Source organism: Vibrio thalassae, from assembly GCF_900089835.1.
GTDB lineage: Bacteria > Pseudomonadota > Gammaproteobacteria > Enterobacterales > Vibrionaceae > Vibrio > Vibrio thalassae.
Window position 1 is genome coordinate 15,891 of sequence record NZ_OANU01000002.1, and the last position, 25,395, is coordinate 41,285.

Here is a 25,395-nt window from a genome sequence, read left to right on the forward strand (position 1 = left end):
TAACACTAAATTGGCGTTAGCCCGGGTGACCATCCACTCTTGGAGTGAGTAGCATTTTGCCAAAGTGGTATACGTACATACCGAACGCAAAGGCCCAAAGCCCCGCACTAATATCAATCATCAGGAACATGTGCTGTGGCCAGACCGCCACCCCAATACTACGAATGACCGCAGCAACGATAATAGCAACAAATGCCCATGTTATATTAGGGCCCTTATAGATAGCACGACCAGTATGCCCCATCGTTACGCGACTGATCATAGATAAAACCACACCACCTAACGCGCCTACCGCAAACAAGTGCAGCATAGCGTGTGATGCAAAATCATCATTCAGCATTCCTCGGTACAACAAGCTTAATGGCAGACATAAATAAGTCAGCATTAATGACCAAACTAAAGGTTCAGAGAATGTCAGCCAAGGCTTCCAACGCAACCAACGTACCAACTGAAACAGCCCTGCAATCAGCATAAGCGGTTTACCCAGTACAGCAAATGATAATGGGAAGAAACTCAACACGAATAACCCCATCAGAGGCAGCGTCGCTGGCCACTCCAGCCAAAATAATGGCTGGGGTTTATCAAACTGGAATCGGCGCGAAGAGAAAAACGGAATCACTCTACCGCCCATTACTGAGATCAGGATAGTGAACCACCAGATCATCGCGCCCCATACCGCACTTGAACTAAATGGAGGCATTCCTTTAACGGTGGCATAACTGGCAAAGTTGGCAAAAATAGCTAACAAAAACAAAGGCACAAAAAACAAGTTCTTCCAGCCTTTTGACTGGTAAACCCTAAAACCTACTTCGTATGCGGCTAGCAAGATGAACAGAGACTCAATACTAGACGTCAACCACAACGGTGCTGGTGTCCAAAACAAAACACGTGTTAGCCCCCACAGTGTAACGAGCAATAATAGGCGATAATGCTTAGTTCCGTTAACTCCGGTCCATGTCTGCACTGCTGTTAGGACAAAACCGACCACGATTGCCATCGCAAAACCGAATATCATTTCATGGGCATGCCACCATAACGCGGGGACTTGCAACGCTTCAGGCTGACCTTTTTGGAACATGATGACCCAGGCCAACACCGCAAAGATGGCATAAACGCTTCCGAGTAAGAAAAAAGGACGAAAACCAAGACGAAGCCAAGCTGGTATCTTCTCTTCAACCTTTTTATCAGTAATATTTAGCATAACGACTCACTTAAAATGACATACATTTGTGTAAGTGCACAAATCATACCAAGTAACAAAGGCCCCATATTTCGGGCACCACGAGTCCAAATCACTTAAAATAAAGTCAAATGGACATAGATAAAATACAAGTCATTATGACTCATATAGGTTCAATTTAAATCATCCGAAATTTGATCTCTTTGCTATACGAATCAATGACAAATTAGTACTCTAACGCTCACTTTATTCTGGTTGATAATATAGAGAATAGACAATGAAAATGGTTGCGGTCACGGCTTGCCCAACTGGTATTGCTCATACGTATATGGCAGCTGACGCTATTCGAAAAGCGGCTCAAAAAGAAAATATCGGCATCAAAGTAGAGACCCAAGGTGCAATGGGTATTGAAGGACAACTGAGCACCCAAGATATCGCTAACGCCGATCTTGTCCTCATTGCTTCCGATATTGAAGTTGAGCACCGAGCTCGATTTACGGGTAGTAAAATACACTGCGTCACAATCGAAGAGGTTCTAACTGATGTTGATTCGGTTGTACAGCGTTGCATGGGGCTTGTTAGAGGTTAACCTTGATAGAACGTAGAATCACCTTTGTCCTACCGGAAGACGGGTTTTCTGGATGGAAAATCAATCGATTAAAAACACTGAGTAACATGTTTCGCTCAGTGGTGATTCTGCATAATTTAACCTGCTGGGATAGTGCTAATATAGAGCATCCACTGCGTATTCTTTCATTAGCAGGCAAACAAGATGACCTCTGCCAGCTGCACATTGAAGGCTCAGATGCTGAGCTTGCGTGTATGGTCTTGATGGACTTTATTGCTGAACACTTTATGTTGGTGAATACGGCTCATCGCTCCAATAAGCGCGCTAATCTATCGTTATTGAGAGGATTAAGCACCTTCCGGTTACCATTTGAAATCGACTACCATTTTGCTCGTGACAGCAGCAACGATAAAACCGCCATTCTTGAGCAAGTCGCTCAACTGACTACCCAAGTTAACACCACAGAGATGACACAGAACTTGCTGAAACGAGAACAGTATTCGTCAACTGCAACGGGTAAAATGATCGCCTTGCCACATATACTCACTAGCGATGTAGATAAAGCATCGTTGGCCGTCATTAAGTGCGAGAAGCCTGTCGATTGGCAGGCGCCTAAACTAGGACCAGTAACCTTGGTTATCGCCCTAATACTCCCCTCCCCTCCGGAGCGCTCGCTATTAGTGAGTTTTACTCATCTCACCAAATCGCTATTGGATGAGGAGTTTTGTCACCTGCTGACCACCAGTAGAGAGCCAGAAGCAATAAAAGCGATATTGATTCATCAGCTGGTCAAAGGTCAACGGGCAAATGCCTTATAATACCTGCCGGTACTCGCTTGGCGTTTGCCCCGTTCTTGACTTAAATACTCTAAAAAAGTAATTCACATCTTGATACCCACAGCGTGTTGCCACTTCCTGTAGCTTAAAGTCGTATTTTTTCAGCATAAACTTCGCGCGTTCCATTCTCACCCACGTGATGTAGTCCGCTAAAGTCATGTGTCCTTGCTGACGGAACAGCCTCGATAGGTGATTAGGACTAATATGAAATCGCTTCGCAATACTACTGCGAGTAATAGTGCGGTGGAAATTCTCCTGAATGTAAATACAGATACCCTGATACAGGTCGCCACTTCGTAAATTATCTGATGGTTCTGACACCATAGACTGACTATAGGAAAGTAGCGCCATCAGCAAGTGCTCATCCATTGGGGACTTCTTCGGCTCTCTTGCTATCGCATTGAGCGCCTCGAGAATATGGTCAATGGCATGACCCGTACGTGTTTGCACACTGTGCTTTTGGATATCGTAAAACCCAGTTTCACCCTGTCTCTTACTCACCAAGCTAAAGCCTAGTTGGCGCTTCCCAAACAGCAAACTTAATACTGAGCAGTCCCCTTGCCAATTTGGTTTGTTCCAGCAGTTCGGAGGAATGTACAACGCATCACCCGATAATACCTTGATTGAGGATATACCCTGTTCAGGATCTTCAAGTTCATTCTCATACTCTCCACTAATTACCAACTCAAGCCTTGGGAAATTAACTTGATAGCTAAACGGTGGTGGCGTGAGCTGATCGGCAGCAAACCAGATTCGGTTGAAATGCTCCCTTTCGGCAATTAACGTTTCAATTAAATTGTGGAACATTGGCGAATTTCTCCAGCGACCAAATAGAAATATGAGCTCTTTTCGTGAGCTGCGTCATGCATTTCTGCGACACTCATGAGGTTACAAAGCTCTAGCCAAGTCTAACATAATGACAATTGCGACAATAATAACAAGTAGAAACAAATAAATAAGCTCATGATAAATAAAAAGTTTAATACATTTCACTTACCAGAAATGGGTTATATTAAATATTGAGCCAGTTCACATTAAAATTTCATAGGTACAATAATCCAGTAAAAGCCTTTATGGTGCTCTAAAATTTCTTGCCAAACCCACCGATAATTATCCTATCGAATGACTACATCACTTCTCAGCGAATCGGTCACCCCACTACTGGGATGCCAGTATGTTGTAAATGAGAAATCGTGTAGTCCAACCTCCACCTACAATGGTCAATAGGACAATCATTATGATTACGGATCTCATTAATGAAAAACTGATCTGCTTAAATCTAAAAGCAACGAGCAAGGACGAAGTATTCGCAGAAATGGCGCAGTTGCTCCATGCTCAAGGCAGAATTAGCGATAAAGCACAATTCCTAACCGATATCTATGCTCGTGAAGAAATTGGCAATACCGGATTTGAAGATGGTGTTGCGCTACCGCACGCGAAAAGTAAGGCGGTTGTTGAACCAGCCGTTGCGATTGGTGTTAGTCAATCTGGGATCGACTACGGCGCTGAAGATGGTCAACCGTCAAAACTCTTTTTCATGATCGCCTCTCCAGATGGCGGCTCTGATCATCATATTGAAGTGCTTGCTGAATTATCTTCCAAACTAATTGAAGGTGGTTTTATTGAGAATTTCCTAAAGGCAGAAACGGAGCAGCAAGCGTTAGAGTTGCTGCTGGCTAAATCTGAAGCACCAGCTAATCAGCTGGAAGCAAACAAAGGCTTTCTCATCGGCGTAACAGGCTGCCCAACAGGCGTCGCACATACTTACCTTGCAGCAGAAGCATTAGAAAAAGGCGCAGCCGAGCTTGGTTATCAAATCAAGGTAGAAACTAATGGCTCAATCGGCGTGAAAAATTCACCAAGTGCTGATGAAATTGCTCGCGCTGATGCCATCATCGTCGCATCAGACAAGCAAGTGGATATGAATCGCTTCGCGGGTAAAAAACTGATCGAAACTGGCGTTAAAGCCCCTATCAGCGATGCAAAAGCTGTTATCAACCAAGCGCTTGAAGCGCCTGAGTTTGTTGCTGATGCTAAAGCCGCTAAGTCGGAAGACAACTCTTCGAAGCGTTCTGACTTATACCGTTACTTGATGAACGGCGTATCACACATGATCCCGTTTGTTGTAACTGGTGGTCTCTTGATTGCTTTGGCTCTTGCGGTGGGTGGTCAACCTAGCGAAGCTGGCATGGCTATCCCTGAAGGCAGCATGTGGCAGAAAGTACTGGATGTTGGTGTCGTCGCGTTCACTCTAATGATTCCTGTTCTATCCGGTTATATTGCTTACGCTATTGCCGACCGCCCTGGACTTGCCCCTGGCTTGATTGGTGGCTGGATTGCAAACAATGGTTCATTCTATGGTGCTGAGGCAGGTACAGGCTTTATCGGCGCTATCGTTGCTGGTCTACTTGTCGGTTACTTCGTCAAATGGGTTGTAACTCGTAACTATCACAAGTTTATTCAACCACTTGTGCCGATTATGATTGCACCTATTACTGGCTCTCTCTTCATCTCAGCACTGTTCATCTTCGTAATCGGCGCGCCAATTGCAAGCCTTATGGACAGCTTGAATGCGATGCTTATCAGCATGAGTACAGGTAGTGTTATTCTTCTCGGTATCGTACTTGGTGGCATGGCTGGCTTTGATATGGGTGGTCCATTCAACAAAGTAGCGTTCCTATTCTCTGTTGGCATGATTGCAAGTGGTCAAACTCAATTCATGGGTGCTATGGCATGTGCTATCCCAGTTGCGCCACTCGGTATGGGACTAGCGACAGTGCTAGGCCGTAAGTTCAACCTGTTCGAAGAGTCTGAACTTGAAGCTGGTAAAGCTGCAGGTGCAATGGGTCTAGTTGGTATCTCCGAAGGTGCTATCCCATTTGCCGCACAAGACCCAATGTCAGTAATTCCTGCAAACGTCGTTGGTTCAATGGTTGCGGCAGTCATGGCGTTCTCATTCGGTATCACTAACAGCGTGGCACACGGTGGTCCAGTTGTGGCTCTACTTGGCGCAATGAACAAACCTCTGCTTGCTCTAGTTTGTATGGCAGCAGGTACGGTTGTGACAGCACTAGTTTGTATCAGCTTGAAGAAAATGCGTGCAGCAAAAGTAGAAATGGCTGTTGCATAACCCGAGCTCCTAAAGGTGCCCCCTGCGCCTATCTTTGAAGCCCCGACTCGGGGCTTTTTTTGTTCTAGAACGATATATAACCCCCTCAAAGTGCGAAACGTTTACATCGGCATCAAGTTCAATATCTACAAGGCGTTACACATCACAAAATGTCTAACTTTGTGAAACTTACATTGCGATATTTACACGATAGGAGTCTAATAAAGTCATATCGAATGAGAGGTTTCAAATGGCAACGATTAAAGACGTAGCAAAGGAAGCTGGCGTTTCAGTAGCAACGGTTTCCCGGGTAATCAACAAATCCCCAAAAGCAAGCGCGGCATCAATAGAATCCGTCACCAGCGCAATGAAAAAGTTAGGCTACCGCCCAAATGCAAACGCGAGAGCTTTAGTCAGTCAAAGTACCAATACTGTAGGTGTTTTAGTAAGTGATGTGTCTGACCCATTCTTTGGCACTATGGTGAAAGCCGTAGACAAAGTTGCACACCAACATGGAAAACATATCTTAGTGGGCAATGGCTATCACGATGCTGAAGAAGAGCGTAAAGCAATTGAACTGCTCATCAACAGCCGCTGTGATGCCTTAGTTATACATTCCAAAGCCTTGTCTGATGAAGAACTCATTCAATACGCTGAAGAAGTAAAAGGCTTGGTCTACATTAATCGCGACATTCCCCAACTCCCTGGCCGTTGTATCTCGCTAGATAACTATAAAGGAGCCTATATCGCGACCGAGCATCTCATTCGTAACGGACATACCAACATTGCTTGTGTAGCATCTTCACACAATATCGAAGACGTCGATCAGCGACTAGAAGGCTATCGAGATGCCCTTAAAGCCAATAATATAAAGCTGTCCGCCAGCTATATTGAATACGGCTCTCCAGACAGTGATGGCGGCGAAATCGCCATGACCAACCTACTAACCAAATCACTCCCAATTACTGCTGTGGTGGCGTACAACGATAATATGGCAGCGGGTTCTCTATCAGTGCTTGAAGAAAACCAATATGCCTTGCCAAATCAAATGTCCATTATCGGCTTTGATGATGGTTTGATTGCCAAATACCTTCACCCAAAACTCACCACGATCCGCTACCCTATTCAAATGATGGCGGAAAAAGCAGCGCAAATCGCTTTGGCATTATCAAAAAGTGAATCGGTTGAAACCGATCCAATGATTTACTCACCAACATTAGTACAGCGAGCATCTGTAGGACGTAAGAACTAGTTTGGTCTCAATCACAAAAACAAAAAACACGGCTTTTGCCGTGTTTTTTGTTTATCAATCCGTTAGTTTGTTACTTGCTGTGCTTTAACCGTTTCAACATTAACGCCTTCAGCAAACTCACCACGCTGTAATTTTTCACGAAGAATCGCATGTTGATCTTCCGTAAACGTGTATTTCGACATAATAAAGATTCGAATCAGCGCCCCTAGTGCAGGCAATAACGCAATACAGAAGAACATACCATCAAGCGCAGTCTCAGTCTGCTCTGCATTAGGTACATACCCTATCGAAGCTAAAATAAGGCCAGTTAACCCACCAGCAACCGCTACAGATAATTTGCCAGTAAACGTTTGACCAGAGAAAGTAATTGCCGCTGTACGCTTACCACTGTGATAGTACGAATACTCTACGGTGTCAGCGATCATTGCTGAAATCAGGGGGTTAGTCATCATAAAGATAGCGGTAATCACGGCTAACCATGACATCACAACCGTCGGGTTATCGTAACCGGTCATGTAGAAACCAACACGTGCAATAATTTCTAATACACATAGCGTGATAAAAATGTCACGTTTCTTAAAGCGCTTCGTTAACACTGGCGTCGCTAAGCAAGCAATCGCACTGACTAAAGTAATCATACCGGTCAGTGAGACTAGTCCAGCATCACCCATGTTGTAAGTGAAGAAGAAAATATACAGACCATTAACTAAGTTAAAGAACACATTCATAAAGAACGCAGCAAGAATAAAAAACAACGGTTTATTCTTGCGCACTGCTTGGAATGTCTGTTTAAGTGTAACCTTCTCACTCGCCGTAGAAATTCGTTCCTTGGTGTTATAGAAGCCATTCCACATGAACAGCAAACCCGCCACCATCAGGACAATAACTGCAGGTAAATAACCTTGGTCCGCGCGGCCGTCAGCAAAGCAAGCGCTCAGTTTAGGAAATAGCACCAGTGTTGCGCCAATACCTGCATTAACACCTAGCATTGCGCATGTTGCTGCTTTTGCACGCTCTTGTGGTTCATCTGTCATAACAGAAGACATCGACCAAAATGGAACATCCGAAATAGTGTATAACGTGCCCCAAAGAATATAGGTGATACCGGCGTACATTACTTTTGTAGATGTATCGGCATCTATATTGTAGAACGACGCAATAGTCACCAATACGATAAGTATTGGCGTAAACAACATATAGGGTCTGAATTTACCAAAGCGAGACTCTAAGGTATCCATGTATCCGGCGATGATAGGGTCATTCACCGCATCCCACACTCGAGCAATTAGAAATATGGTACTCGCCGCGATGGGAGAAATGCCCAAAATATCAGTATAAAAGTAGAGGATAAAGGAACCCACGAGACCAAAGCTAAAGCATTGGCCTACGCCATATCCAAAATAGGACATCAGTTCCTTATTCGAGAGTTTGTTTTGTAGGGTAGTCATAATGTGTACTCATCCAGAATTATTATAGTAAAGCCAGTTGCTTCTTTAAGCCACTGGCGAACACTAGCCTCAGTCCAATGTTGCTAGCGATTGAATTAGGTGAACTTCCTTTGGGTCATAGGGTGTGCCATCATCATTAAGCAGATCATGGAACCAGCGTTGCGCATAGTTCTCATCACTACGCTTAATCTCAGGCCATGGTAAGTGGGTTTGTGTTTTGCCCTTAACTAGCCCCCATTGATAGCAACCAATTTGTTCCGCCTGAAACACTGGCAGCTGTTCAAGAAGATGTGACTCAGCGTGACGCGCTAACCATTCGGTACACATCATTGGTCGGTTATGTTGTTTAACGATTTCGACAGCTTGTTTGAACTGTTCAAGAGGCAAATAGGCATGGAAAGTGATGATGTCAGATAGCTCCATCGCTTTAAGGTCTGTTGGGTGTTCATAGAGAGGCAAAGATAGGTCAAGAATACTTGGAGCGTGCCAAGCACCAACCGTCAAAGGTTGTACGGGTTGTTCTTCACGCGCCCACTGGAATGCTTTTTCCATCAATTCATGACTATAACGCTCCATCTCTTCATCGAAAGCAAGCTCACCAGAGGTGGTAAAAATCATTCGGTTAGTTGGCTCGTTATATAGATCCCAAATAACGATGCGTTCATCGGTATTGTAAGTTGAGATAATGTCACGAATATACGCTTCAACCTCTCCCCATTGAGACTTGTCCATAACAACATTACGGCCTGGACTTGCTGCTGCTTGGCTATTGTGAAGCTCTGGTACAGGTAACTTCTGCTCTCCAAGATATGGATGGTCACCAGAGAAACCGCAATCATCCATTGGAGTCATCATTACTTTGATTTTGTTTCGCTCACAAATATCAAGGAAACGGTCAATCCTTTGATGTAAACCTTCACGATCGACTTGCCACACAATAAACGGCAGATTGGTCCTTAGCGTGTTATACCCCACGCTTGCCGCCCACTCGAGTTCTTGCTCCATGATCTCAGGGTCAAAAGTGTTTGCCTGCCACATTTCCGTCCAGTTCACAGCAGTACGAGGTAAATAATTAAAGCCACGCAACCAACCATGGGTCTCTTGCCATTGCCACGCTTTCTCTTCAGACCATCTTTGCATCTTACTCACCTTGAATTAATAAGATTAATAACTTAACTAATATTATTATCTAATATATTTACTAATAATTGCAATTAAAGACAAAAGCAATGAATACGTGTTATGCGTCACATCTACTAGAGGATCATTAAAGCATTCTGTGATCGCGATCTTTCGAAGATGCATTTAAGTAGGCAATTCGCTAATATATAGCTAATAAAAATATTGGCAGAGACAAAATGACGAAAAGTAAAAAGATCACTATGAGTGACATTGCTGCAGCAGCGGGCGTATCACAACCTACCGTGTCGTTAGTTCTCAATGGCTCTCAAACGGTAAAGATCTCAGAAGCAACGAAGCGCAAAGTTCTCGATACTGCGAAAGAATTGGGCTATCAAAGCAAGAAGGTCGCTCACGCGTTAGGAAGATCGAAGAAAATTGCTATGGTCGTCAATGGGCTAACCAGTTACGATCCTTTCATAGACGCTGTCAATACGGCGAGAGAAGAAGCGTGGAACAACGACTATCTACTGATTACCTTTAGCTACAATCACGATGAAATACTCGCCAATAAAATAGAAACAGAGATCAATAACGGTGATTATGCGGGACTTATTTATGCATCGAGCATGACACGTGAGCTTTCAACGCAAAGAGTACAAACTCACCTACCGACGGTTTTGCTCAATTGCATCATGAGCGATCAGCAAAACACGCCATCCATCCTACCAGCAGATATGATCGGAGCTTATAAAGCCATCAAGCACCTAACGAATCAAGGCTACAGACGAATTGCTATGTTAGCTGGAGAGAGTTGGATGTATGCATCGACACAACGTATTGATGGCTACAGACAAGCGCTTATTGATGCGGATATTATTCCTAACGAGGATTACGTCTTAGAGGCCAACTGGTCCCTCAAAGAAGCTTACGAGCAAACAAATCGTTTACTGGATTTGGCTATTCCGCCCGAAGCTATATTTTGTAGTAGTGATTATATGGCGATGGGCTGTTACCAAGCGATTGCTGAACGTCAATTAAAAATCCCTAAAGACATTGCCGTTGTTGGTTATGACAACCAACAAATTGCCTCAGAGAGCTTCCCTGCACTTTCTTCTATTGAACTGCCTTACGCTGACATGGGTAGGCTGGCTGTAGATAATATCCTTGCACAAATCCAAGAACAGCCGTTGCTGTCGCAAATACGAAAAGTCGAAGGCGAACTGATTGTTCGTGCCTCTTCCACCAAGGCATAAAAAAAGTGAGCAGCTGCTCACTTTTTACTAGGCAAGTTACTTCACCAATACATTAAAACTTGAAACGATAGGTGGTTTGATGTTGGTAGTTTTCTCCTACTTCAAGTACACCATTGCTGCTCCCCCACTCTGGGCGATTTGGCCCATCAGGGAAGAACTGGGTCTCGAGAGCTAAACCATCAAGTTTATCGTAAGTGCGGCTTAAGCCAGGTGTGCCATCAAGGAAATTACCCGAATAGAATTGTACTGCAGGCTTGGTGGTCAGGACTTCCATCAAGACATCTTGCCCAGGGGATTCCAATATCGCTACCACAGCGCAGCCATCGGTGAGCTTGGCGTCAAACACAAACGCATGATCGTAACCACCTGCTGTGATTTGGTCCTGCTCCGACAAAAAATCTCGACCCACTTGCTTCAGCACTGTGAAGTCAAAGCTGGTTCCCTCTACCGGTTTTAGCTCACCAAGAGGGATCAAATCCTCTCTAGTAGGTAGATAGGCATCAGCAAACATTTGCAGTTTGTGATCCGTGCTCTTCGCCGTGCTAGATTCGCCAGCTAGGTTGAAATACGCATGATTGGTCAAGTTCATCGGCGTTGTCTTATCGCAAGACGCCTGATAAGTAATCATCAACGCATTATCGTCAGTTAGCTGGTATTCAACTTGAACCTTAGCCGTACCAGGGAAACCTTGATCACCATCTTCCGACAGTAATGACATAACAAGAGTTGATTCAGTGTGCGAGTCGATACTCCAACGACGCTTATCAAAACCCTCTACACCCCCATGCAAAGCGTTTTCGCCATTATTACAAGTGACTTGATACGACGTGCCACCTATCTCGAATTGCCCTTTATCAATCCGATTGGCGTACCTCCCCACCACTGAACCAAAATAAGCCCCTTGTCGCATGTGTTCTGCCATATTAGGTGAACGCAATAACACTTCGCGCTGTTCGTATGACAAAGGGAGTGAGCAACTCAACCACGTTGCTCCTATATCCATAAAAGAGGCCGTCATGCCTGAGGCATTTTTAAGGTGTAGTACCTTAGCTGGCTCTCCATCGAATGATGCTACTTCTGTCATAGCATCATTCATAGCGCTCAAGCGCTCATTAGTACTGATCATTGTGAGACCGCCCCTGCGCCATCTTTTGCTTGGCATACATAGATCGATTCTTTTAGACCTGTCGCAGCTTCGTATTGTTCTGCAATTGCATTGGTGACCGCTTCCACTAGCGTTGGTGGAATCAACGCAACGATACAACCACCAAATCCACCACCCGTCATACGCACACCGCCTTGGTCACCAATGACCGCTTTGACGATATCTACAATGGTATCGATCTCTTTCACTGTGATTTCAAAGTCATCACGCATTGATGCATGAGACTGTGCCATAAGTTCACCTAAACGTTTCATATCGCCAGTGCGGAGTGCTTTCGCTGCTTCGACAGTACGGTCGTTCTCAGTGATAACGTGACGAGCACGTTTAGCAACCACTTCATCCAACTCAGAAACTCGCGCGTTGAACTGCTCAATAGTTACGTCACGTAGCGCTTTGACACCAAAAATACGCGCCGCTTCTTCACACTGCTCGCGGCGAGTGTTGTATTCACTGTCAACTAGACCACGTTTTTTGTTGGAGTTGATAATGACAACCGCCATATCTTCTGGCATCGAAACCGCTTGAGTTTCTAGGCTGCGGCAATCAATAAGTAGCGCATGGTTCGCTTGACCTTCAGCCGAAATCAGCTGGTCCATAATGCCGCAATTACAACCAACAAACTCATTTTCCGCTTGCTGACCATCGAGCGCAATTTCCGCTTGTGAAATCTCTAACTCATAAAGTGTTTTAAATGTTTGACCGATGACCACTTCTAGTGCGGCTGAAGAGCTCAGGCCAGCACCTTGTGGTACGTTGCCAGAAACAGAAATGTCTGCACCACCAATTTGATAACCGCGAGCCATTAAGAACTTAACGACACCACGAATGTAGTTGGCCCACATTTTATCTTGTTGGAACGTAATCTCTTGAGTGATATCAAACTCGTCAGTCGCGTCTTGGTAATCGACAGACACCACTCGAATGAGGTTATCGTCACGCTTAGCGGCTGCGACAACGGTTTGATAGTTAATAGCACATGGTAGGACAAAACCATCATTATAGTCGGTATGCTCACCAATAAGGTTTACACGCCCTGGTGCCTGAATGAAATGTGTTGGTTGGTAACCAAGTACACGTTCAAAAGAGTTTGCTACGCTTTGGATTAGGTCTTTCATATTTTGGTCTCTCAATACCTGATGTTTCTGTACGTACCGCTTATATTCACAGCACGCAACCACATCAAATTCTTAAATTATTGTTGTTTGTAATGAACGTCACTTAATGCTCTTAGACGTTCTGCGGCTTGTTCTGCGGTTAGATCACGTTGTGATTCGGCCAACATTTCATAACCCACCATAAACTTACGAATCGTTGCTGAGCGTAGTAGTGGTGGATAGAAAATGGCGTGCAGCTGCCAATGCTCTGTGCTTTCACCTTCATCAAAGAAGGGTGCATAATGCCATCCCATTGAGTAAGGGAATGAGCACTCAAATAAGTTGTCGTAACGAGACGTTAGTTTCTTAATTGCAACCGCCAAGTCGTCTTTTTGCGCTTCAGAGAGTTCGCTCATACGGCGAACGTGTGTTTTTGGAAGCAACATCGTTTCGAATGGCCACGCAGCCCAATATGGAACCACCGCAAGCCAGTGTTCTGTTTCTACCACTGTACGTGCGCCATCTTTCATTTCTGCGCTGACATAATCCACCAGCAGATTAGAGCCTTGCTGCTGATAGTACTCACGCATCAAGCGATCTTTTCGCTCAATTTCATTTGGTAGGAAGCTGTTGGCCCAGATTTGGCCATGTGGATGTGGCTGTGAACAGCCCATTGCTTCACCTTTGTTTTCAAACGCTTGAACCCAAAGATAGTCTTTCCCTAATTCTTCAATTTGCTCATTCCACGTATCCACAACGCAACGCAGCTCTTGAGGGCTAAGCTCTGGAAGTGTTTTGCTGTGATCAGGAGAGAAGCAGATCACGCGACTTAAGCCACGTACCCCTTGAGTTTTAAATAACGGATTGTCAGACTCAGGCGCATCCGGAGAATCAGGCATCAAAGCCGCAAAGTCGTTACTGAACACGTATGTGCCTTGATAATCTGGGTTTACATCACCAGAAATGCGCTCATTGGTCGGACATAAAAAGCACTTCTCGTCATACGTTGGTAATTGGACGTGAGACACTTCTTCGTTTTGACCACTCCAAGGGCGCTTTGCACGGTGTGGTGATACCAAAATCCACTGTCCGGTAAGTGGGTTATAACGGCGATGTGGATGGTCGACTGGGTTAAATTCAATGCTCGACATAGTGCTTACTCAATAGTTAAATTGTTATCATCTGTTGGAAGAACGACGCGATTTATTCGCTGTCGTAACCATTCGGGTTATTTGACTGCCAATGCCATGAATCAGCGGTCATGTCTTGCAATGTACGTGTCGCTTTCCAGTTTAAATCTGCTTCGGCTTTTGCTGTGCTTGCCCAACACTCTGCAATATCACCTGGACGGCGCGGTTGCAGTTCATAAGGAATTGGCTTACCACAAGCCGTTGCAAATGCATCCACCATTTCAAGAACACTGCTGCCTTTTCCTGTGCCAAGGTTGTAGATATGCAATCCAGACTTAAGACCGACCGCTTTTAACGCGGCAATGTGACCATCTGCCAAATCCATAACGTGGATATAGTCGCGAACGCCCGTACCGTCTGGCGTAGGGTAATCATTACCAAACACAGCTAACTTATCGCGTCGGCCAACTGCGACTTGAGCAATAAATGGCATTAGATTGTTAGGAATGCCTTTAGGATCTTCACCCATCGTGCCTGATGGATGCGCGCCGACAGGATTGAAATAACGCAGTAAGGTAATGCTCCACTCATTATCGGATGTGAAAACATCACTTAAGCAGCGCTCAACCATGAACTTACTGGTTCCGTATGGATTCGTCGTATTACCAACAGGAGAGGTTTCCGTGATGGGTACCACTTCTGGATCGCCATACACTGTTGCAGAGGAGCTGAAAATAATGCTCTTAACACCCGCTGTTTTCATTGCACGAGCCAGTACCAAGGTGCCATTCACATTATTGTCGTAATACTCGATAGGCTTAGCCACTGATTCGCCTACTGCTTTTAAACCTGCAAAGTGAATCACCGACTGGATCTCATTCTCCTCGAAAATGCGGTCAAGTAACGCTTCATCGCGGATGTCGCCCTGATAGAAAGTCGGAGCTTGACCAGTCAATGCTTCAATACGTGCTAGCACTGCTTGATTAGCGTTACACAAATTATCGATGATGATAGGTTCGATACCACTTTCCAACATTTGAACGCAGGTATGGCTGCCGATGTAGCCCATTCCGCCCGTCACTAGTACTTTCACATTGCACTCCTAGATTTAACTCTGAACATTGAGCGAGTTATTACGTGAATACGCTCGTTATTTTCAAACTGAGGGAATTGTAGCAATAGCCACTCCTATCGTTCTGTGATCAAGCGCAAAAAAGTGTAAACGCTTACACAAGCTCCATAAAAATATAGCATTTTAAATGACCAGCATCGCGTTATTGCACCTTTAAATAGGATCAAGGAGAGGTAGCGTGTTGGTTAAACGATTACACAAAACATAACCAACAATGACGGATAGAAAAGAAAAAAGGCGTCCATGTTGGACGCCTTGTTAGAGTTACTTCTTGTTCGCGTATTTCATTGAGTCGAGCGCAACAGCGAAGATAATGATGGAACCTTTGATGATGTACTGCCAGTAGGGGCTGACACCAATGTAGGTCATACCATAGTTGATAACAGTGAAGATAAGAACACCGGTCACAACCCCTGCAATACTACCAACACCACCCGCAAACGAGACACCACCAACCACACAGGCAGCAATGGCGTCAAGTTCGTATAGGAAACCAAGGTTGTTGGTTGCACTACCGATACGCCCCGCTTCTAGCATACCGCCGAAGGCATAGAAAACACCCGATAGCGCGTACACCTTCAAGAGTGTCATTGGCACGTTAACACCCGATACCTTAGCCGCTTCTGGGTTACCACCCACTGCGAAGATATTTTTACCAAATACGGTCTTATTCCATAGAACCCACATAAAGACGATAGCAATAATGGCGTAGAAGGTTATATAGGAGAACCTAAAATCGCCCATCCGTATAAAGCCTTGCGTGAACACAGAAAAGCGCTCATCGAAGCCTGCAATCGGTGATGCACCTACAGAATCGTAGTAAAGAGAGTTAATACCATAAACGATGATCATCGTACCTAGAGTAGCGATAAATGGTGTTACTTTGAGGTAAGCAACGATGATACCGTTCACTAAACCAATGATGGCACCGATAGCACAGACAACAAGGATAACCGCTAGAATCGGCACTTCACCAATGCTTGGGAAAACCTTGTTCACATTATCAACGGATTGCAGTAACGTCGCGGAGACCACCGCTGCTAAACCAACCTGACGGCCCGCAGAAAGGTCCGTACCCTGAGTCACAATCAAACCGGCTACGCCAAGAGCAATAATGACACGCACTGACGATTGCGTCAGGATGTTACTGAAGTTACGTAAACTTAAGAAAGACGGCTCTTGAATCACGATTACCGCTAACAAGATAAAAAGAACCGCATAAATAGCCCCTTCTTTGAGGTGCTTTAGTGCAAATGTTTTTACTGAGTCCATAGTATTTTTCCTAGAGGTAACGAGAGGCCAGCTCTAAAATTTCAGTCTGAGTAGTATTCTTCGTCTCGACGACACCAGCAGCACGACCGTTACTCATCACAAGAATTCGGTCGGTGATACCCAATAGCTCCGGCATTTCTGAAGAGATAATGATGATGCCTTTGTTCTTCTTCGCTAACTCTAAAATAAGTTGATAGATTTCGAACTTCGCACCCACATCGATACCACGAGTTGGTTCATCAAGCATGAGAATTTCCGGCTGAGTTAACAACCAACGACCAATGATGACCTTTTGTTGGTTACCACCAGACAGCGACCCAATGGCAGTTTCATGACCCGGCGTTTTCACGCTCATGGAATCAATCACCCACTGAGTATCACTCTTCATTTTCTTATTGCTAAGCAAACCAGACTTGGTTTTGTATTCCTCAACATTCGCCACTAGAGAGTTAAAGGTAATATCAAGGTTTCCGTAGATACCTGTCGAGCGACGTTCTTCGGTAACCAAAGCAAAGCCATTGTTGATAGCCTCGTGTGCATCGCGGTTACGCATCTCTTTGCCATTTAGCAAAATTTTGCCTTCACTACGCTCTCGAACACCAAAAATCGTTTCAACAATATCGGTCCGTTTTGACCCCACCAAGCCCGCAACCCCTAGGATTTCACCGGCTTTAAGTTCAAATGAAACATCTTGTATCGATGGTTGATTAAGTGCTGTGAGATGTTGAACCTCAAGAATGGTTTCTTTCGGTACATTGCTTTTTTCTGGGAATCGCTGCGTCAGTTCACGACCCACCATCATAGAAATGATCGAGTCCATAGTAAGACCCTCAAGTGGACGTGTGTCGACCCATTGCCCATCACGAAGAATGGTGATGTCATCGCAAATCGCGAAGATCTCTTCCATTTTGTGAGAAATATAAACAACGCCACACCCTTTGTCTTTGAGCTTCTTAATGATGGTGAAAAGGTGGTTGACTAAATTGCATTCAGAGTGAAAACGTTTAACCCAGAGTGTAGTGATAAAATGAACAATTAATGTGAGGAAGTTAAAAGAATTTACAAACGTAACAATATCTGTAACGAGTTGTTTAATTCGTTTGAAATGGCTAACGCATCATGTAAAAACAAGCTCTCTAAACGTTTCATAGTATAACATCGAGATCTTGGTCTCCTTTTTTACCGAATTTTGCTACTGTAATTCTTACGCATTCTCGATCATCTATGAGAACGTTTACAATAGTTCAAAATATGTCAAACTATCCCCTACCTTTACTAGTGGTATTGCGTTTACTCTATTTGAGAGTACACTTGCCGCCCCTTTAATCAGCTCCTCTATTTAATTAGGCGTAAATCGAATGTCTGAAAACGCTTCAGCGCTCAACAAACGAATGAATATCGTAGCGTTGACTTGGCCTATCTTTATCGAAGTTTTGCTAAGAACCGCACTTAATACCACGGATGTGTTTATGCTCAGTGGGTACTCCGACTTAGCGGTATCCGCTGTTGGTGTTATTACCCAAATTACTTTCTTCTTGATTGTTATTTCCATGATGGTAAGCAGTGGTACAGGAATACTTATCGCTCAATACAACGGCGCATCCAAATTCAGCGAGTCTGCACAAACTGGTGTTGCCAGTATCCTGTTAGCGGTAGTGGTCGGTGGCGTTCTCAGTCTGTCACTGTTTTTAGGGGCGGAACATTTTATCGCGCTATTTGGTCTTGAAGATCAAGTAGCAGCCTTTGGTTACGAATACCTGATCATCAGCGGCTCCATGACGTTCAATGTCACCATAGGCATAGTGCTTACTACAATATTGCGTAGTCATGGTTACTCACGCTCCCCTATGGTCATCAACCTCATCGCTGGGGTGATTAATATTGCCGGTAACTATGTCGCGCTGTACCAACCATTTGGGTTGCCAGTCTTTGGCGTTAGTGGCGTTGCAACTGCGACAGTTGTCAGCCAAGTGATCGGTACCTTATTGATGATCTGGGTCGTTCGTAAAAAACACATTGAGCTGCCATTTAACCAATGGCGCGAGATCCCTAAAGCACTGTACAAAAAGATTATGAAGATCGGTGCCATGAACGCCGGAGAAATTCTCTCTTACAACATGGCGCAAATGACCATCGTATATTTCGTGGTGCAGATGGGAACCTCTTCCCTTGCCGCTTACACTTACGCACAGAACATCACTCGCGTGTCGTTTGCTTTTGCATTAGCTCTTGGGCAAGCCGGACAAATTCAGGCCAGCTACTTTATCGGTAAAGGCTGGATCGATGACATCTTAGGCCGAGTTCAAAAATACTACTTAGTTGGCCTAATCGCATCGACTGGTATTGTTGTACTGCTGTTTCTGTTCCGTTATCCATTGATTGATCTGTTCACACAAGATAGCGAAATTGTTGTTTTAGTGGCACTGCTTATTGGCGGATCAATATTTGTCGAGTCTGGACGCGTATCCAACTTAATATTCATCGCCGCACTCAAAGGCGCTGGCGATATCAAGTTCCCTGTAAAAATGGGGATCTTGAGCATGTGGGGTATTGCGGTTCTGTTTGCCTATCTGCTTGGCATTCATTGGGGCTATGGCGTAATAGGCGCTTGGATTGCTATCGGTATGGATGAGTGGGTTCGCGGTATCGTAATGATTCGACGCTGGCGCTCTAAAGTATGGACACGCTTCGCCTTGACGTAGCAGATAAAAAGTAGCAGATAGAAAAATGGGCTAGCGATTGCTAGCCCATTTTAGTTAGATGTTCGAAATACAAAGTGAATCTAAGAAGATATGGCAATCTTCTACATTGAAACTCAGATCCAACTCATCACCACGAACAACTTCAAAGTCACCTGAAACGTGCACTCGATAGTTATCAAAGCCCGCTACCATACCAAACAGGTATGTGCTGTTCCCCAAGCGCTCTACTGCTTGTGTTGAGAAATGAAGCTTCTGCTCACCAGAGTTATCCAAAGCAATATGCTCAGGACGCAGACCAAAGCTCACCTTATCGCCTACTTTTACTTTAGACGTATCCACCTTGACCTTAATAGACTGCTCATCTGGTAATGAAATGGTAATGCTATCATCACCAACACTCGTAACGTGTGCAGGTAGCATGTTCATCTTTGGCGAACCGATAAAACCAGCTACAAACTCGTTAGCTGGACTGTTGTAGAGCTCAAGCGGAGAACCCACTTGCTCTACTTGACCATCACGTAATACGACAATCTTATCAGCTAGGGTCATCGCCTCTACCTGATCGTGGGTAACGTAGATCATCGTGGTATCAAGCTCGCGGTGCAAACTGGCAATTTGCAAGCGCATGTCTACACGCAGTTCGGCATCAAGGTTTGATAGAGGCTCGTCAAACAAGAATACTTTTGGATCACGAACAATCGCACGCCCAATAGCCACACGCTGACGCTGACCTCCTGACATATCTTTTGGTTTACGATCCATTAGATGGTCAAGTTGCAACGCTTTTGCTGCTCGGTCCACTCGCATTTTAATTTCGTCTTTAGGGAAGCCATTCATCTTCATCCCAAAGCCCATATTCTCCTCAACCGTTAGGTGTGGATATAGAGCATAAGACTGGAATACCATCGCGATACCGCGCTCTGCAGGATCGACATGGTTAACCACTGTATTATCAATTTCTAGGACACCGTCAGTAATCTCTTCTAGACCTGCAATCAAACGAAGCAGCGTCGATTTACCGCAACCAGACGGGCCGACAAAAACAACGAACTCACCTTTTTTGATATCAAGATCCACACCGTGGATCACGGTTGAATTACCATAGCGTTTCACTACGTTGGAAAGTTTAATATCTGCCATGTTGTATCCTTAATTCTTCAGGTTCGCTTGCTAAGCACACGCCGAGCAAGCGACATTCAATCTTTTGAGTAATGAAACGTTATGCTTGCGCCGTCATGCGCAGTGTCACTTGATAACGGTATTGCTCTGCCAGCAATTTGAATTCTTCGTGAACACTTGGTGTCCATGAATCATCACCACCAACGCCCATATGGAAACCATCGATACGAACGAACAGTTTACCGCTGTCGACCAACTCGTTAGTGTGCTTCGCCGCTTTCATCACTGCCGTGCTGTAACGACTAACAGACAGATGATGCTCACCATTAATCGAAAGTGCACCGATTTGGCTCTGCTTAACATCCGAACGCAAACCACAATCCGTTGGGAAGATATAGGGTGTGTGCATCTCTTCAATAGACACTTGATAACGACCTACGTGTGCCGCTAGCTTTCTATCACTGTAGTTCTCAAAAGGACCACGGCCATACCAACTCACAGAATCAATATTGTTAGCAAGCGCTAACTCCATACCTACACGAGGTAAGGATGGCAAGCCTTTCGCGGCGTTGACCTTCACATCAATATTGACTTCACCATCATTGAAAATTTGGTAAGTCCATAATGTTTCGAACACCAATTGACCTTCGAACGTATGCGCGTAGTGAGATTCCACTTCGTAGAATTTGCCTCGTGAAAAGTGTTCAAAGCCAATGCATTCAGCCGTCAGTGATGGCAGACCCGCTGCATCCCAGCGTGCTAACCATGTGGTTGGATCGACTCGGTCAGATTCGCTGGTGCCAATATCATTATCCAAAGGAGCACGATAGAAGTTATCTTTTGGTGCTTGCAACAGCGACTCTTGCCCATCAACTAACCACGAGGTGAGGTAACCTGTAGCGCTATCAAATGCCATGGTTTGTTCGCTCGCTGTCAATACCAGCGCGTCACCATTGACAGCCACATTTGGCAGGCCCGAGTCGTTGCTTAGTTTTGGCGCTAGGCCAAACTTCGCTGGTAACGTAATTTGCTCAGCCGACACTAGGTGGCCAACATCAGACCATGGCGTTGCCGATGTTTTCACGATCTCAATATTTAGATGATAATCGCAACCCAGTTTCGCTTCTGGCAATGCCTCTGCTAACTGAATATCTAGGTGCCCTTCTGGAGCAATAGCCAACTCGGTTGACCCTTGTCCAACCGTGATACCATCTTCAGTGATGGTCCAGTTAAGTTTCTCATCACTTGGTGAGGTAAATAAGTACTCACTTTCCACTCTAATCACGACAGGTTCAGTCGAGCGTAGAGTAATTTGGTGGAACTGCTGGGCTTTCTTCGCTTCAAACGACGTTGGATGCACAGTACGGTCAGGGAAAATTAAACCGTTAATACAGAACTGTCTGTCATTAATGTCATCCCCAAAATCACCACCATAGGCCCAATACTGAGTGCCATTTTCATCTGTTTTCGTCAGACCTTGGTCAACCCAATCCCATATGAAACCGCCTTGTAAACGAGGGTACTCACGGAAGGTGTCCCAATATTTATCAAAGCTGCCTAAGCTGTTACCCATTGCGTGGGCGTATTCACAAAGGATAAGTGGACGCTCTTCGCCTGGCATTCCAAGCCATTTTTTGATGGCAAGTTTTGGCGTTACTGTTGGATCAATGTGATGACGCTGATCACTATCGACACGCGCATACATTGGCACAATAATATCGGTTGCAGCGGTATCAGAGCCGCCACCTTCATACTGTACTGGACGTGACGGGTCACGAAGCTTGGTCCATTGATACATGGCATGGTGGTTGTTGCCAATTCCAGACTCATTACCTAAAGACCAAATAATGATAGATGGATGGTTCTTGTCGCGCTCAACTAAACGAGTCATGCGACGCATGTAGGCGTTCATCCAAGTTACATCGTCGGATAGACGACACATAGGGAATTGGCCGTGAGTTTCAATGTTTGCTTCATCAACAAGATACAAGCCATATTCGTCACACAATTCATACCACAGAGGATCATTAGGATAATGCGCCGTGCGAACTGCGTTGAAGTTGTACTGTTTTAGCAACTTAATGTCTTCAATCATGCACTCACGAGTCATGGTATGACCCATTTCTGGATGATGCTCGTGACGGTTAACACCACGGACTAACAGTGCTTTACCGTTTACTTTCAACTGACCATCTGTGATCTCAACCGTGCGGAAACCAACATTGTAGGCTTCGCAATCCACCAGTTGACCGTCTTGATCATTGAGAGAAACGACTAGACGGTAGAGATTTGGCTCTTCCGCGCTCCACTTTTTCGGATTCTCAATAGTAACCTGATGTTCTGCGATTTCTTGCCATGGGCCTTTCTCATCGATAATACGCTGACCACACAAGGCAGACTTACGTCCAAAAACGCTGTTACCCAAGTCATCAAATAGTTCAATATTGACGCTATATGGCGAAGGCTTCTCAGTAAGTTTGGTTGTCACTTTCAGTACTGCATCGCGATAGCACGCATCAAGCTCGGTATTGATCTGTACATCAGCAATAGCCATCGTTGGCTTCGTACGTAGAGTGACGTTGCGGAAAATGCCACTCAACCACCACATATCTTGGTCTTCTAAATAAGAACCATCAGACCAACGCAATACCATGACTGACAACTGGTTCTCGCCTGCCACCAGTACATCAGTCAAATCAAATTCTGCCGCTAGTCGACTGTCTTGGGAGTAACCAATCCAAACACCATTACACCAGAGGTGGAATGCTGAGTTAACGCCATCAAACGTCACAGAATGACGCTCATCCGCTTTAATGCTGTCAACCGTAAATGACACTCGGTATAAACCCGTTGGGTTTTCTTGAGGCACAAAAGGTGGCGTATCAGCAAAAGGATACTTCACATTGGTATAGATGGGCTTATCAAAGCCTTGTAATTGCCAGTTGCTTGGTACTTGAATCGCATCCCACTGACTGTCGTCAAACGTTGTTTCAACACACGACGCGTCTACTTGCTCTGGCTGAGAGAACAGCTTAAATTTCCATTCACCGTTTAGTGAGCGCATATTCTCAGACGGTAGGTTGTCTTTTGCTGCCAGTTCACTGTGAAACGCATTAAGCGGCGCATGTGCGTCCAGAACGTTATGGTGCGTTACATGCTGGTTTTCCCACTCTCTCGCGGAAATTACTTGATCGAAAGTTCTCATTCTAAACATCTCACTATTTCACAGAGCCAGTCATACCGGCCACAAATTGCTTCTGCATCAAAAAGAATACGGCTAGGGTTGGAATGGTTGCTACCACAGTCCCCACCATAATGATGCCAAAATCAGGGAAGTAGGCTGACGACAAAGAGGACAGCACTAAGTTAATTGTTTTAAGATCGGCGGATTGCAATACAATCAGCGGCCATAGGAATGCGTTCCACGACGACATAAATACGATAATAAAGGCTGCCGCATAGGTAGTTTTCATCACTGGCATGTATACAAACAGATAGATTTTCCAATCTTTCACACCATCCACTCGCGCCGCATCGATAAGCTCTGACGGAAACGCTTTAGTACATTGGCGGAAATAGAACACAATAAATACCGAAGCAATAGTTGGTAGCATCACAGCAAGGTGAGTATCCAGTAGACCCGCCTTAGCCATTAATGTGAACAGAGGGATCATCAGCGCCGCAAACGGAATCATCATTGTCAGCAACATAGCACTGTAAACTCGGTCACGGACTTTGCTCTTATAGACTTCAAAACCATAACCAGCCATCGATGAGATAAGCAACGTAAACAAGGTACTGATAATGGCAATCTTCGAGGTATTATAGAAAATCAGCCAAAGATCAATTTGCTCAGTCAATTTGGCTAGGTTAATGAATAATTGATCACCAAAAGTAAATTTACCCGTATTAACCTGAGTTGTAGTGTTAGTACTGGATACCATCATCCAATAAAATGGGAATAAAGATACTAACGAGAATATCGATAAGAATGCATACATTAGTCCACGCATTGCTTTGTTTTTATTATTCATTATTTATCCCTCGCAATTCTAAATTGAAGCATTGCTAGAATCGCTGCAAAGAATACGATGACGTATGATACCGTTGCTGCATAACCAAAGTTTGGAACAAACTTAAATGACAAATCATAAATATACATCGACAGAGTCAAGGTTTCATTTGCTGGTCCACCAGCAGTAATATTCACTACTTCATCAAACAGCTGCAATGTACCGATAGTCGACATAACCGTAGTAAATAAGATAACCGGTTTAAGTAAAGGAACAGTAATAAAGAAGAACTGTTTAATTGGGCTTACACCTTCAATACGCGCTGCTTCATAAATTGATTTATCAATGTTCTGCATCGCAGATAAAAAGAAGATCATGTTATAGCCTGTCCAACGCCATGTGATCGCAATAATGATGGTCACCTTAGCCCAGAATGGATCTGCCATCCAAGGAATAGGGTCGTTGACAATGCCTGTCCACATCAGGAATGAGTTCACAATACCTTCATACGCAAACATACTCTTAAAAAGGATTGAGTAAGCAACTAGTGATGTAACACAAGGTAAGAAAATCGCTAAGCGGAATAAGCTTCTAAATTTAAGATTAGGCGAATTTAAACAAGACGATAATGCTAACGAAAGCAAAATCATAATAGGCACTTGAATAATTAAGAAAATAAAAGTGTTAGAAAGTGCTTTTAAAAACACTGGATCGTTAAATAACCGAGTTACGTTGCCAAAACCAACGAACTCCATAATAACACCACGCCCAGAATGCATAGCCATCCATAATGAATTCACAATAGGATAGATCATGAATAAGGACACTAATATGACGGCAGGTAATACAAAACCCCAGCCATTAATATCATAAAAACGCTGAAAGCTATTTTTATTATTTTTGGAGCTAGACTTAATCGTCTTGACTAATTCACTCATAATGACACCAATAAAGAGAAGAAAAGGCCCCCACACTGACTCGCAGCAGAAATGGGGGCAAA

The 25,395-nt window shown here is 44.5% G+C and carries 19 protein-coding genes and 1 pseudogene; 6 read left to right on the plus strand and 14 right to left on the minus strand.

All coding sequences use genetic code 11. The features are described 5' to 3' along the window. Positions 1-16: 16 nt before the first annotated feature. The gene (locus VTH8203_RS00085) at positions 17-1,201 is read right to left on the minus strand and encodes an NnrS family protein (protein WP_096991812.1); all 1,185 of its coding nucleotides are present in this window, start codon (positions 1,199-1,201) and stop codon (positions 17-19) included. Between the two features lie 256 nt (positions 1,202-1,457). Between VTH8203_RS00085 and VTH8203_RS00090 the strand changes: the two genes are divergently transcribed. Further along, the gene (locus VTH8203_RS00090; protein WP_096991813.1) at positions 1,458-1,769 is read left to right on the plus strand and encodes a PTS fructose transporter subunit IIB; all 312 of its coding nucleotides are present in this window, start codon (positions 1,458-1,460) and stop codon (positions 1,767-1,769) included. A gap of 2 nt (positions 1,770-1,771) precedes the next feature. Then, positions 1,772-2,566, plus strand: a complete 795-nt coding sequence (locus VTH8203_RS00095) for a PTS sugar transporter subunit IIA (RefSeq protein WP_096991814.1) — start codon at positions 1,772-1,774, stop codon at positions 2,564-2,566. Here the strand turns inward: VTH8203_RS00095 and VTH8203_RS00100 are convergent. Beyond that, positions 2,561-3,391, minus strand: a complete 831-nt coding sequence (locus tag VTH8203_RS00100; protein ID WP_006071913.1) for a helix-turn-helix transcriptional regulator — start codon at positions 3,389-3,391, stop codon at positions 2,561-2,563. The two genes, VTH8203_RS00095 and VTH8203_RS00100, sit on opposite strands and share 6 nt — an antisense overlap. Before the next feature lie 430 nt (positions 3,392-3,821). Here VTH8203_RS00100 and VTH8203_RS00105 point away from each other — a divergent pair, with 430 nt between their 5' ends. Both VTH8203_RS00105 and VTH8203_RS00110 read left to right on the plus strand, forming a co-directional pair. After that, positions 3,822-5,714, plus strand: a complete 1,893-nt coding sequence (locus VTH8203_RS00105; protein ID WP_096991815.1) for a PTS fructose transporter subunit IIABC — start codon at positions 3,822-3,824, stop codon at positions 5,712-5,714. A 229-nt stretch (positions 5,715-5,943) separates the two neighbouring features. Continuing rightward, complete coding sequence (locus VTH8203_RS00110) at positions 5,944-6,945, plus strand: substrate-binding domain-containing protein (protein WP_096991816.1); 1,002 nt, start codon at positions 5,944-5,946, stop codon at positions 6,943-6,945. Between the two features lie 62 nt (positions 6,946-7,007). On the opposite strand, the gene VTH8203_RS00115 is transcribed toward VTH8203_RS00110, so the two are convergent. Then, the gene (locus VTH8203_RS00115) at positions 7,008-8,393 is read right to left on the minus strand and encodes an MFS transporter (protein WP_096991817.1); all 1,386 of its coding nucleotides are present in this window, start codon (positions 8,391-8,393) and stop codon (positions 7,008-7,010) included. Between the two features lie 69 nt (positions 8,394-8,462). Then, positions 8,463-9,533 (minus strand): cellulase family glycosylhydrolase, encoded by a 1,071-nt coding sequence (locus tag VTH8203_RS00120; protein WP_006071919.1) that lies wholly within the window; start codon positions 9,531-9,533, stop codon positions 8,463-8,465. Between the two features lie 218 nt (positions 9,534-9,751). Here VTH8203_RS00120 and VTH8203_RS00125 point away from each other — a divergent pair, with 218 nt between their 5' ends. Then, entirely contained in the window at positions 9,752-10,768 is a 1,017-nt protein-coding gene (locus VTH8203_RS00125; protein ID WP_096991818.1) for a LacI family DNA-binding transcriptional regulator, read from the plus strand. Positions 10,769-10,820: 52 nt separating this feature from the next. Here VTH8203_RS00125 and galM read toward each other — a convergent pair whose 3' ends face one another. The 6 genes and pseudogenes from galM to VTH8203_RS00155 form a co-directional block, all read right to left on the minus strand. Then, complete coding sequence (galM, locus tag VTH8203_RS00130; RefSeq protein ID WP_096991819.1) at positions 10,821-11,894, minus strand: galactose-1-epimerase; 1,074 nt, start codon at positions 11,892-11,894, stop codon at positions 10,821-10,823. Then, positions 11,891-13,048 (minus strand): galactokinase, encoded by a 1,158-nt coding sequence (gene galK, locus VTH8203_RS00135; protein WP_096991820.1) that lies wholly within the window; start codon positions 13,046-13,048, stop codon positions 11,891-11,893. The genes galM and galK overlap by 4 nt, the downstream gene beginning before the upstream one ends. A 77-nt stretch (positions 13,049-13,125) precedes the next feature. Further along, positions 13,126-14,178 (minus strand): galactose-1-phosphate uridylyltransferase, encoded by a 1,053-nt coding sequence (galT, locus tag VTH8203_RS00140; protein WP_096991821.1) that lies wholly within the window; start codon positions 14,176-14,178, stop codon positions 13,126-13,128. A 52-nt stretch (positions 14,179-14,230) separates the two neighbouring features. After that, positions 14,231-15,250, minus strand: coding sequence for a UDP-glucose 4-epimerase GalE (galE, locus tag VTH8203_RS00145; protein ID WP_096991822.1), 1,020 nt, complete (start codon positions 15,248-15,250; stop codon positions 14,231-14,233). A gap of 303 nt (positions 15,251-15,553) precedes the next feature. Continuing rightward, positions 15,554-16,561, minus strand: coding sequence for a galactose/methyl galactoside ABC transporter permease MglC (gene mglC, locus VTH8203_RS00150; protein ID WP_096991823.1), 1,008 nt, complete (start codon positions 16,559-16,561; stop codon positions 15,554-15,556). Between the two features lie 10 nt (positions 16,562-16,571). Beyond that, a pseudogene (locus VTH8203_RS00155) lies at positions 16,572-17,540 on the minus strand (ATP-binding cassette domain-containing protein); the annotation flags it as partial. A 379-nt stretch (positions 17,541-17,919) separates the two neighbouring features. Between VTH8203_RS00155 and VTH8203_RS00160 the strand changes: the two are divergent. Further along, positions 17,920-19,263, plus strand: a complete 1,344-nt coding sequence (locus VTH8203_RS00160) for an MATE family efflux transporter (RefSeq protein ID WP_096991824.1) — start codon at positions 17,920-17,922, stop codon at positions 19,261-19,263. 54 nt (positions 19,264-19,317) lie between these two features. On the opposite strand, the gene VTH8203_RS00165 is transcribed toward VTH8203_RS00160, so the two are convergent. The 4 genes from VTH8203_RS00165 to VTH8203_RS00180 all read right to left on the minus strand — a co-directional run bounded on the left by VTH8203_RS00165 (position 19,318) and on the right by VTH8203_RS00180 (position 25,333). After that, positions 19,318-20,403: an ABC transporter ATP-binding protein gene (locus VTH8203_RS00165; RefSeq protein ID WP_096991825.1), complete on the minus strand. Its 1,086-nt coding sequence runs from the start codon at positions 20,401-20,403 to the stop codon at positions 19,318-19,320. 79 nt (positions 20,404-20,482) lie between these two features. Next, a complete protein-coding gene (locus VTH8203_RS00170) occupies positions 20,483-23,587 on the minus strand; it encodes a beta-galactosidase (RefSeq protein ID WP_096991826.1) in 3,105 nt (1,034 codons plus the stop codon). A gap of 13 nt (positions 23,588-23,600) precedes the next feature. After that, entirely contained in the window at positions 23,601-24,416 is an 816-nt protein-coding gene (locus tag VTH8203_RS00175) for a carbohydrate ABC transporter permease (RefSeq protein ID WP_096991827.1), read from the minus strand. Then, positions 24,416-25,333: a carbohydrate ABC transporter permease gene (locus VTH8203_RS00180; protein ID WP_096991828.1), complete on the minus strand. Its 918-nt coding sequence runs from the start codon at positions 25,331-25,333 to the stop codon at positions 24,416-24,418. Before VTH8203_RS00180 ends, VTH8203_RS00175 begins: the two co-directional genes overlap by 1 nt. Between the last annotated feature and the right edge of the window lie 62 nt (positions 25,334-25,395).

Excerpts from the sequence above, each read along its gene's own strand:
- VTH8203_RS00170 (WP_096991826.1), bottom strand. The coding sequence starts at position 23,587 with ATGAGAACTTTCGATCAAGTAATTTCCGCGAGAGAGTGGGAAAACCAG.
- VTH8203_RS00100 (WP_006071913.1), bottom strand. The coding sequence starts at position 3,391 with ATGTTCCACAATTTAATTGAAACGTTAATTGCCGAAAGGGAGCATTTC.
- VTH8203_RS00105 (WP_096991815.1), top strand. The coding sequence starts at position 3,822 with ATGATTACGGATCTCATTAATGAAAAACTGATCTGCTTAAATCTAAAA.
- VTH8203_RS00090 (WP_096991813.1), top strand. The coding sequence starts at position 1,458 with ATGAAAATGGTTGCGGTCACGGCTTGCCCAACTGGTATTGCTCATACG.
- VTH8203_RS00165 (WP_096991825.1), bottom strand. The coding sequence starts at position 20,403 with ATGGCAGATATTAAACTTTCCAACGTAGTGAAACGCTATGGTAATTCA.
- VTH8203_RS00160 (WP_096991824.1), top strand. The coding sequence starts at position 17,920 with ATGTCTGAAAACGCTTCAGCGCTCAACAAACGAATGAATATCGTAGCG.
- VTH8203_RS00115 (WP_096991817.1), bottom strand. The coding sequence starts at position 8,393 with ATGACTACCCTACAAAACAAACTCTCGAATAAGGAACTGATGTCCTAT.
- VTH8203_RS00085 (WP_096991812.1), bottom strand. The coding sequence starts at position 1,201 with ATGCTAAATATTACTGATAAAAAGGTTGAAGAGAAGATACCAGCTTGG.
- mglC (WP_096991823.1), bottom strand. The coding sequence starts at position 16,561 with ATGGACTCAGTAAAAACATTTGCACTAAAGCACCTCAAAGAAGGGGCT.
- VTH8203_RS00120 (WP_006071919.1), bottom strand. The coding sequence starts at position 9,533 with ATGCAAAGATGGTCTGAAGAGAAAGCGTGGCAATGGCAAGAGACCCAT.
- galK (WP_096991820.1), bottom strand. The coding sequence starts at position 13,048 with ATGAAAGACCTAATCCAAAGCGTAGCAAACTCTTTTGAACGTGTACTT.
- galT (WP_096991821.1), bottom strand. The coding sequence starts at position 14,178 with ATGTCGAGCATTGAATTTAACCCAGTCGACCATCCACATCGCCGTTAT.
- VTH8203_RS00110 (WP_096991816.1), top strand. The coding sequence starts at position 5,944 with ATGGCAACGATTAAAGACGTAGCAAAGGAAGCTGGCGTTTCAGTAGCA.
- VTH8203_RS00175 (WP_096991827.1), bottom strand. The coding sequence starts at position 24,416 with ATGAATAATAAAAACAAAGCAATGCGTGGACTAATGTATGCATTCTTA.
- VTH8203_RS00125 (WP_096991818.1), top strand. The coding sequence starts at position 9,752 with ATGACGAAAAGTAAAAAGATCACTATGAGTGACATTGCTGCAGCAGCG.
- VTH8203_RS00180 (WP_096991828.1), bottom strand. The coding sequence starts at position 25,333 with ATGAGTGAATTAGTCAAGACGATTAAGTCTAGCTCCAAAAATAATAAA.
- galM (WP_096991819.1), bottom strand. The coding sequence starts at position 11,894 with ATGATCAGTACTAATGAGCGCTTGAGCGCTATGAATGATGCTATGACA.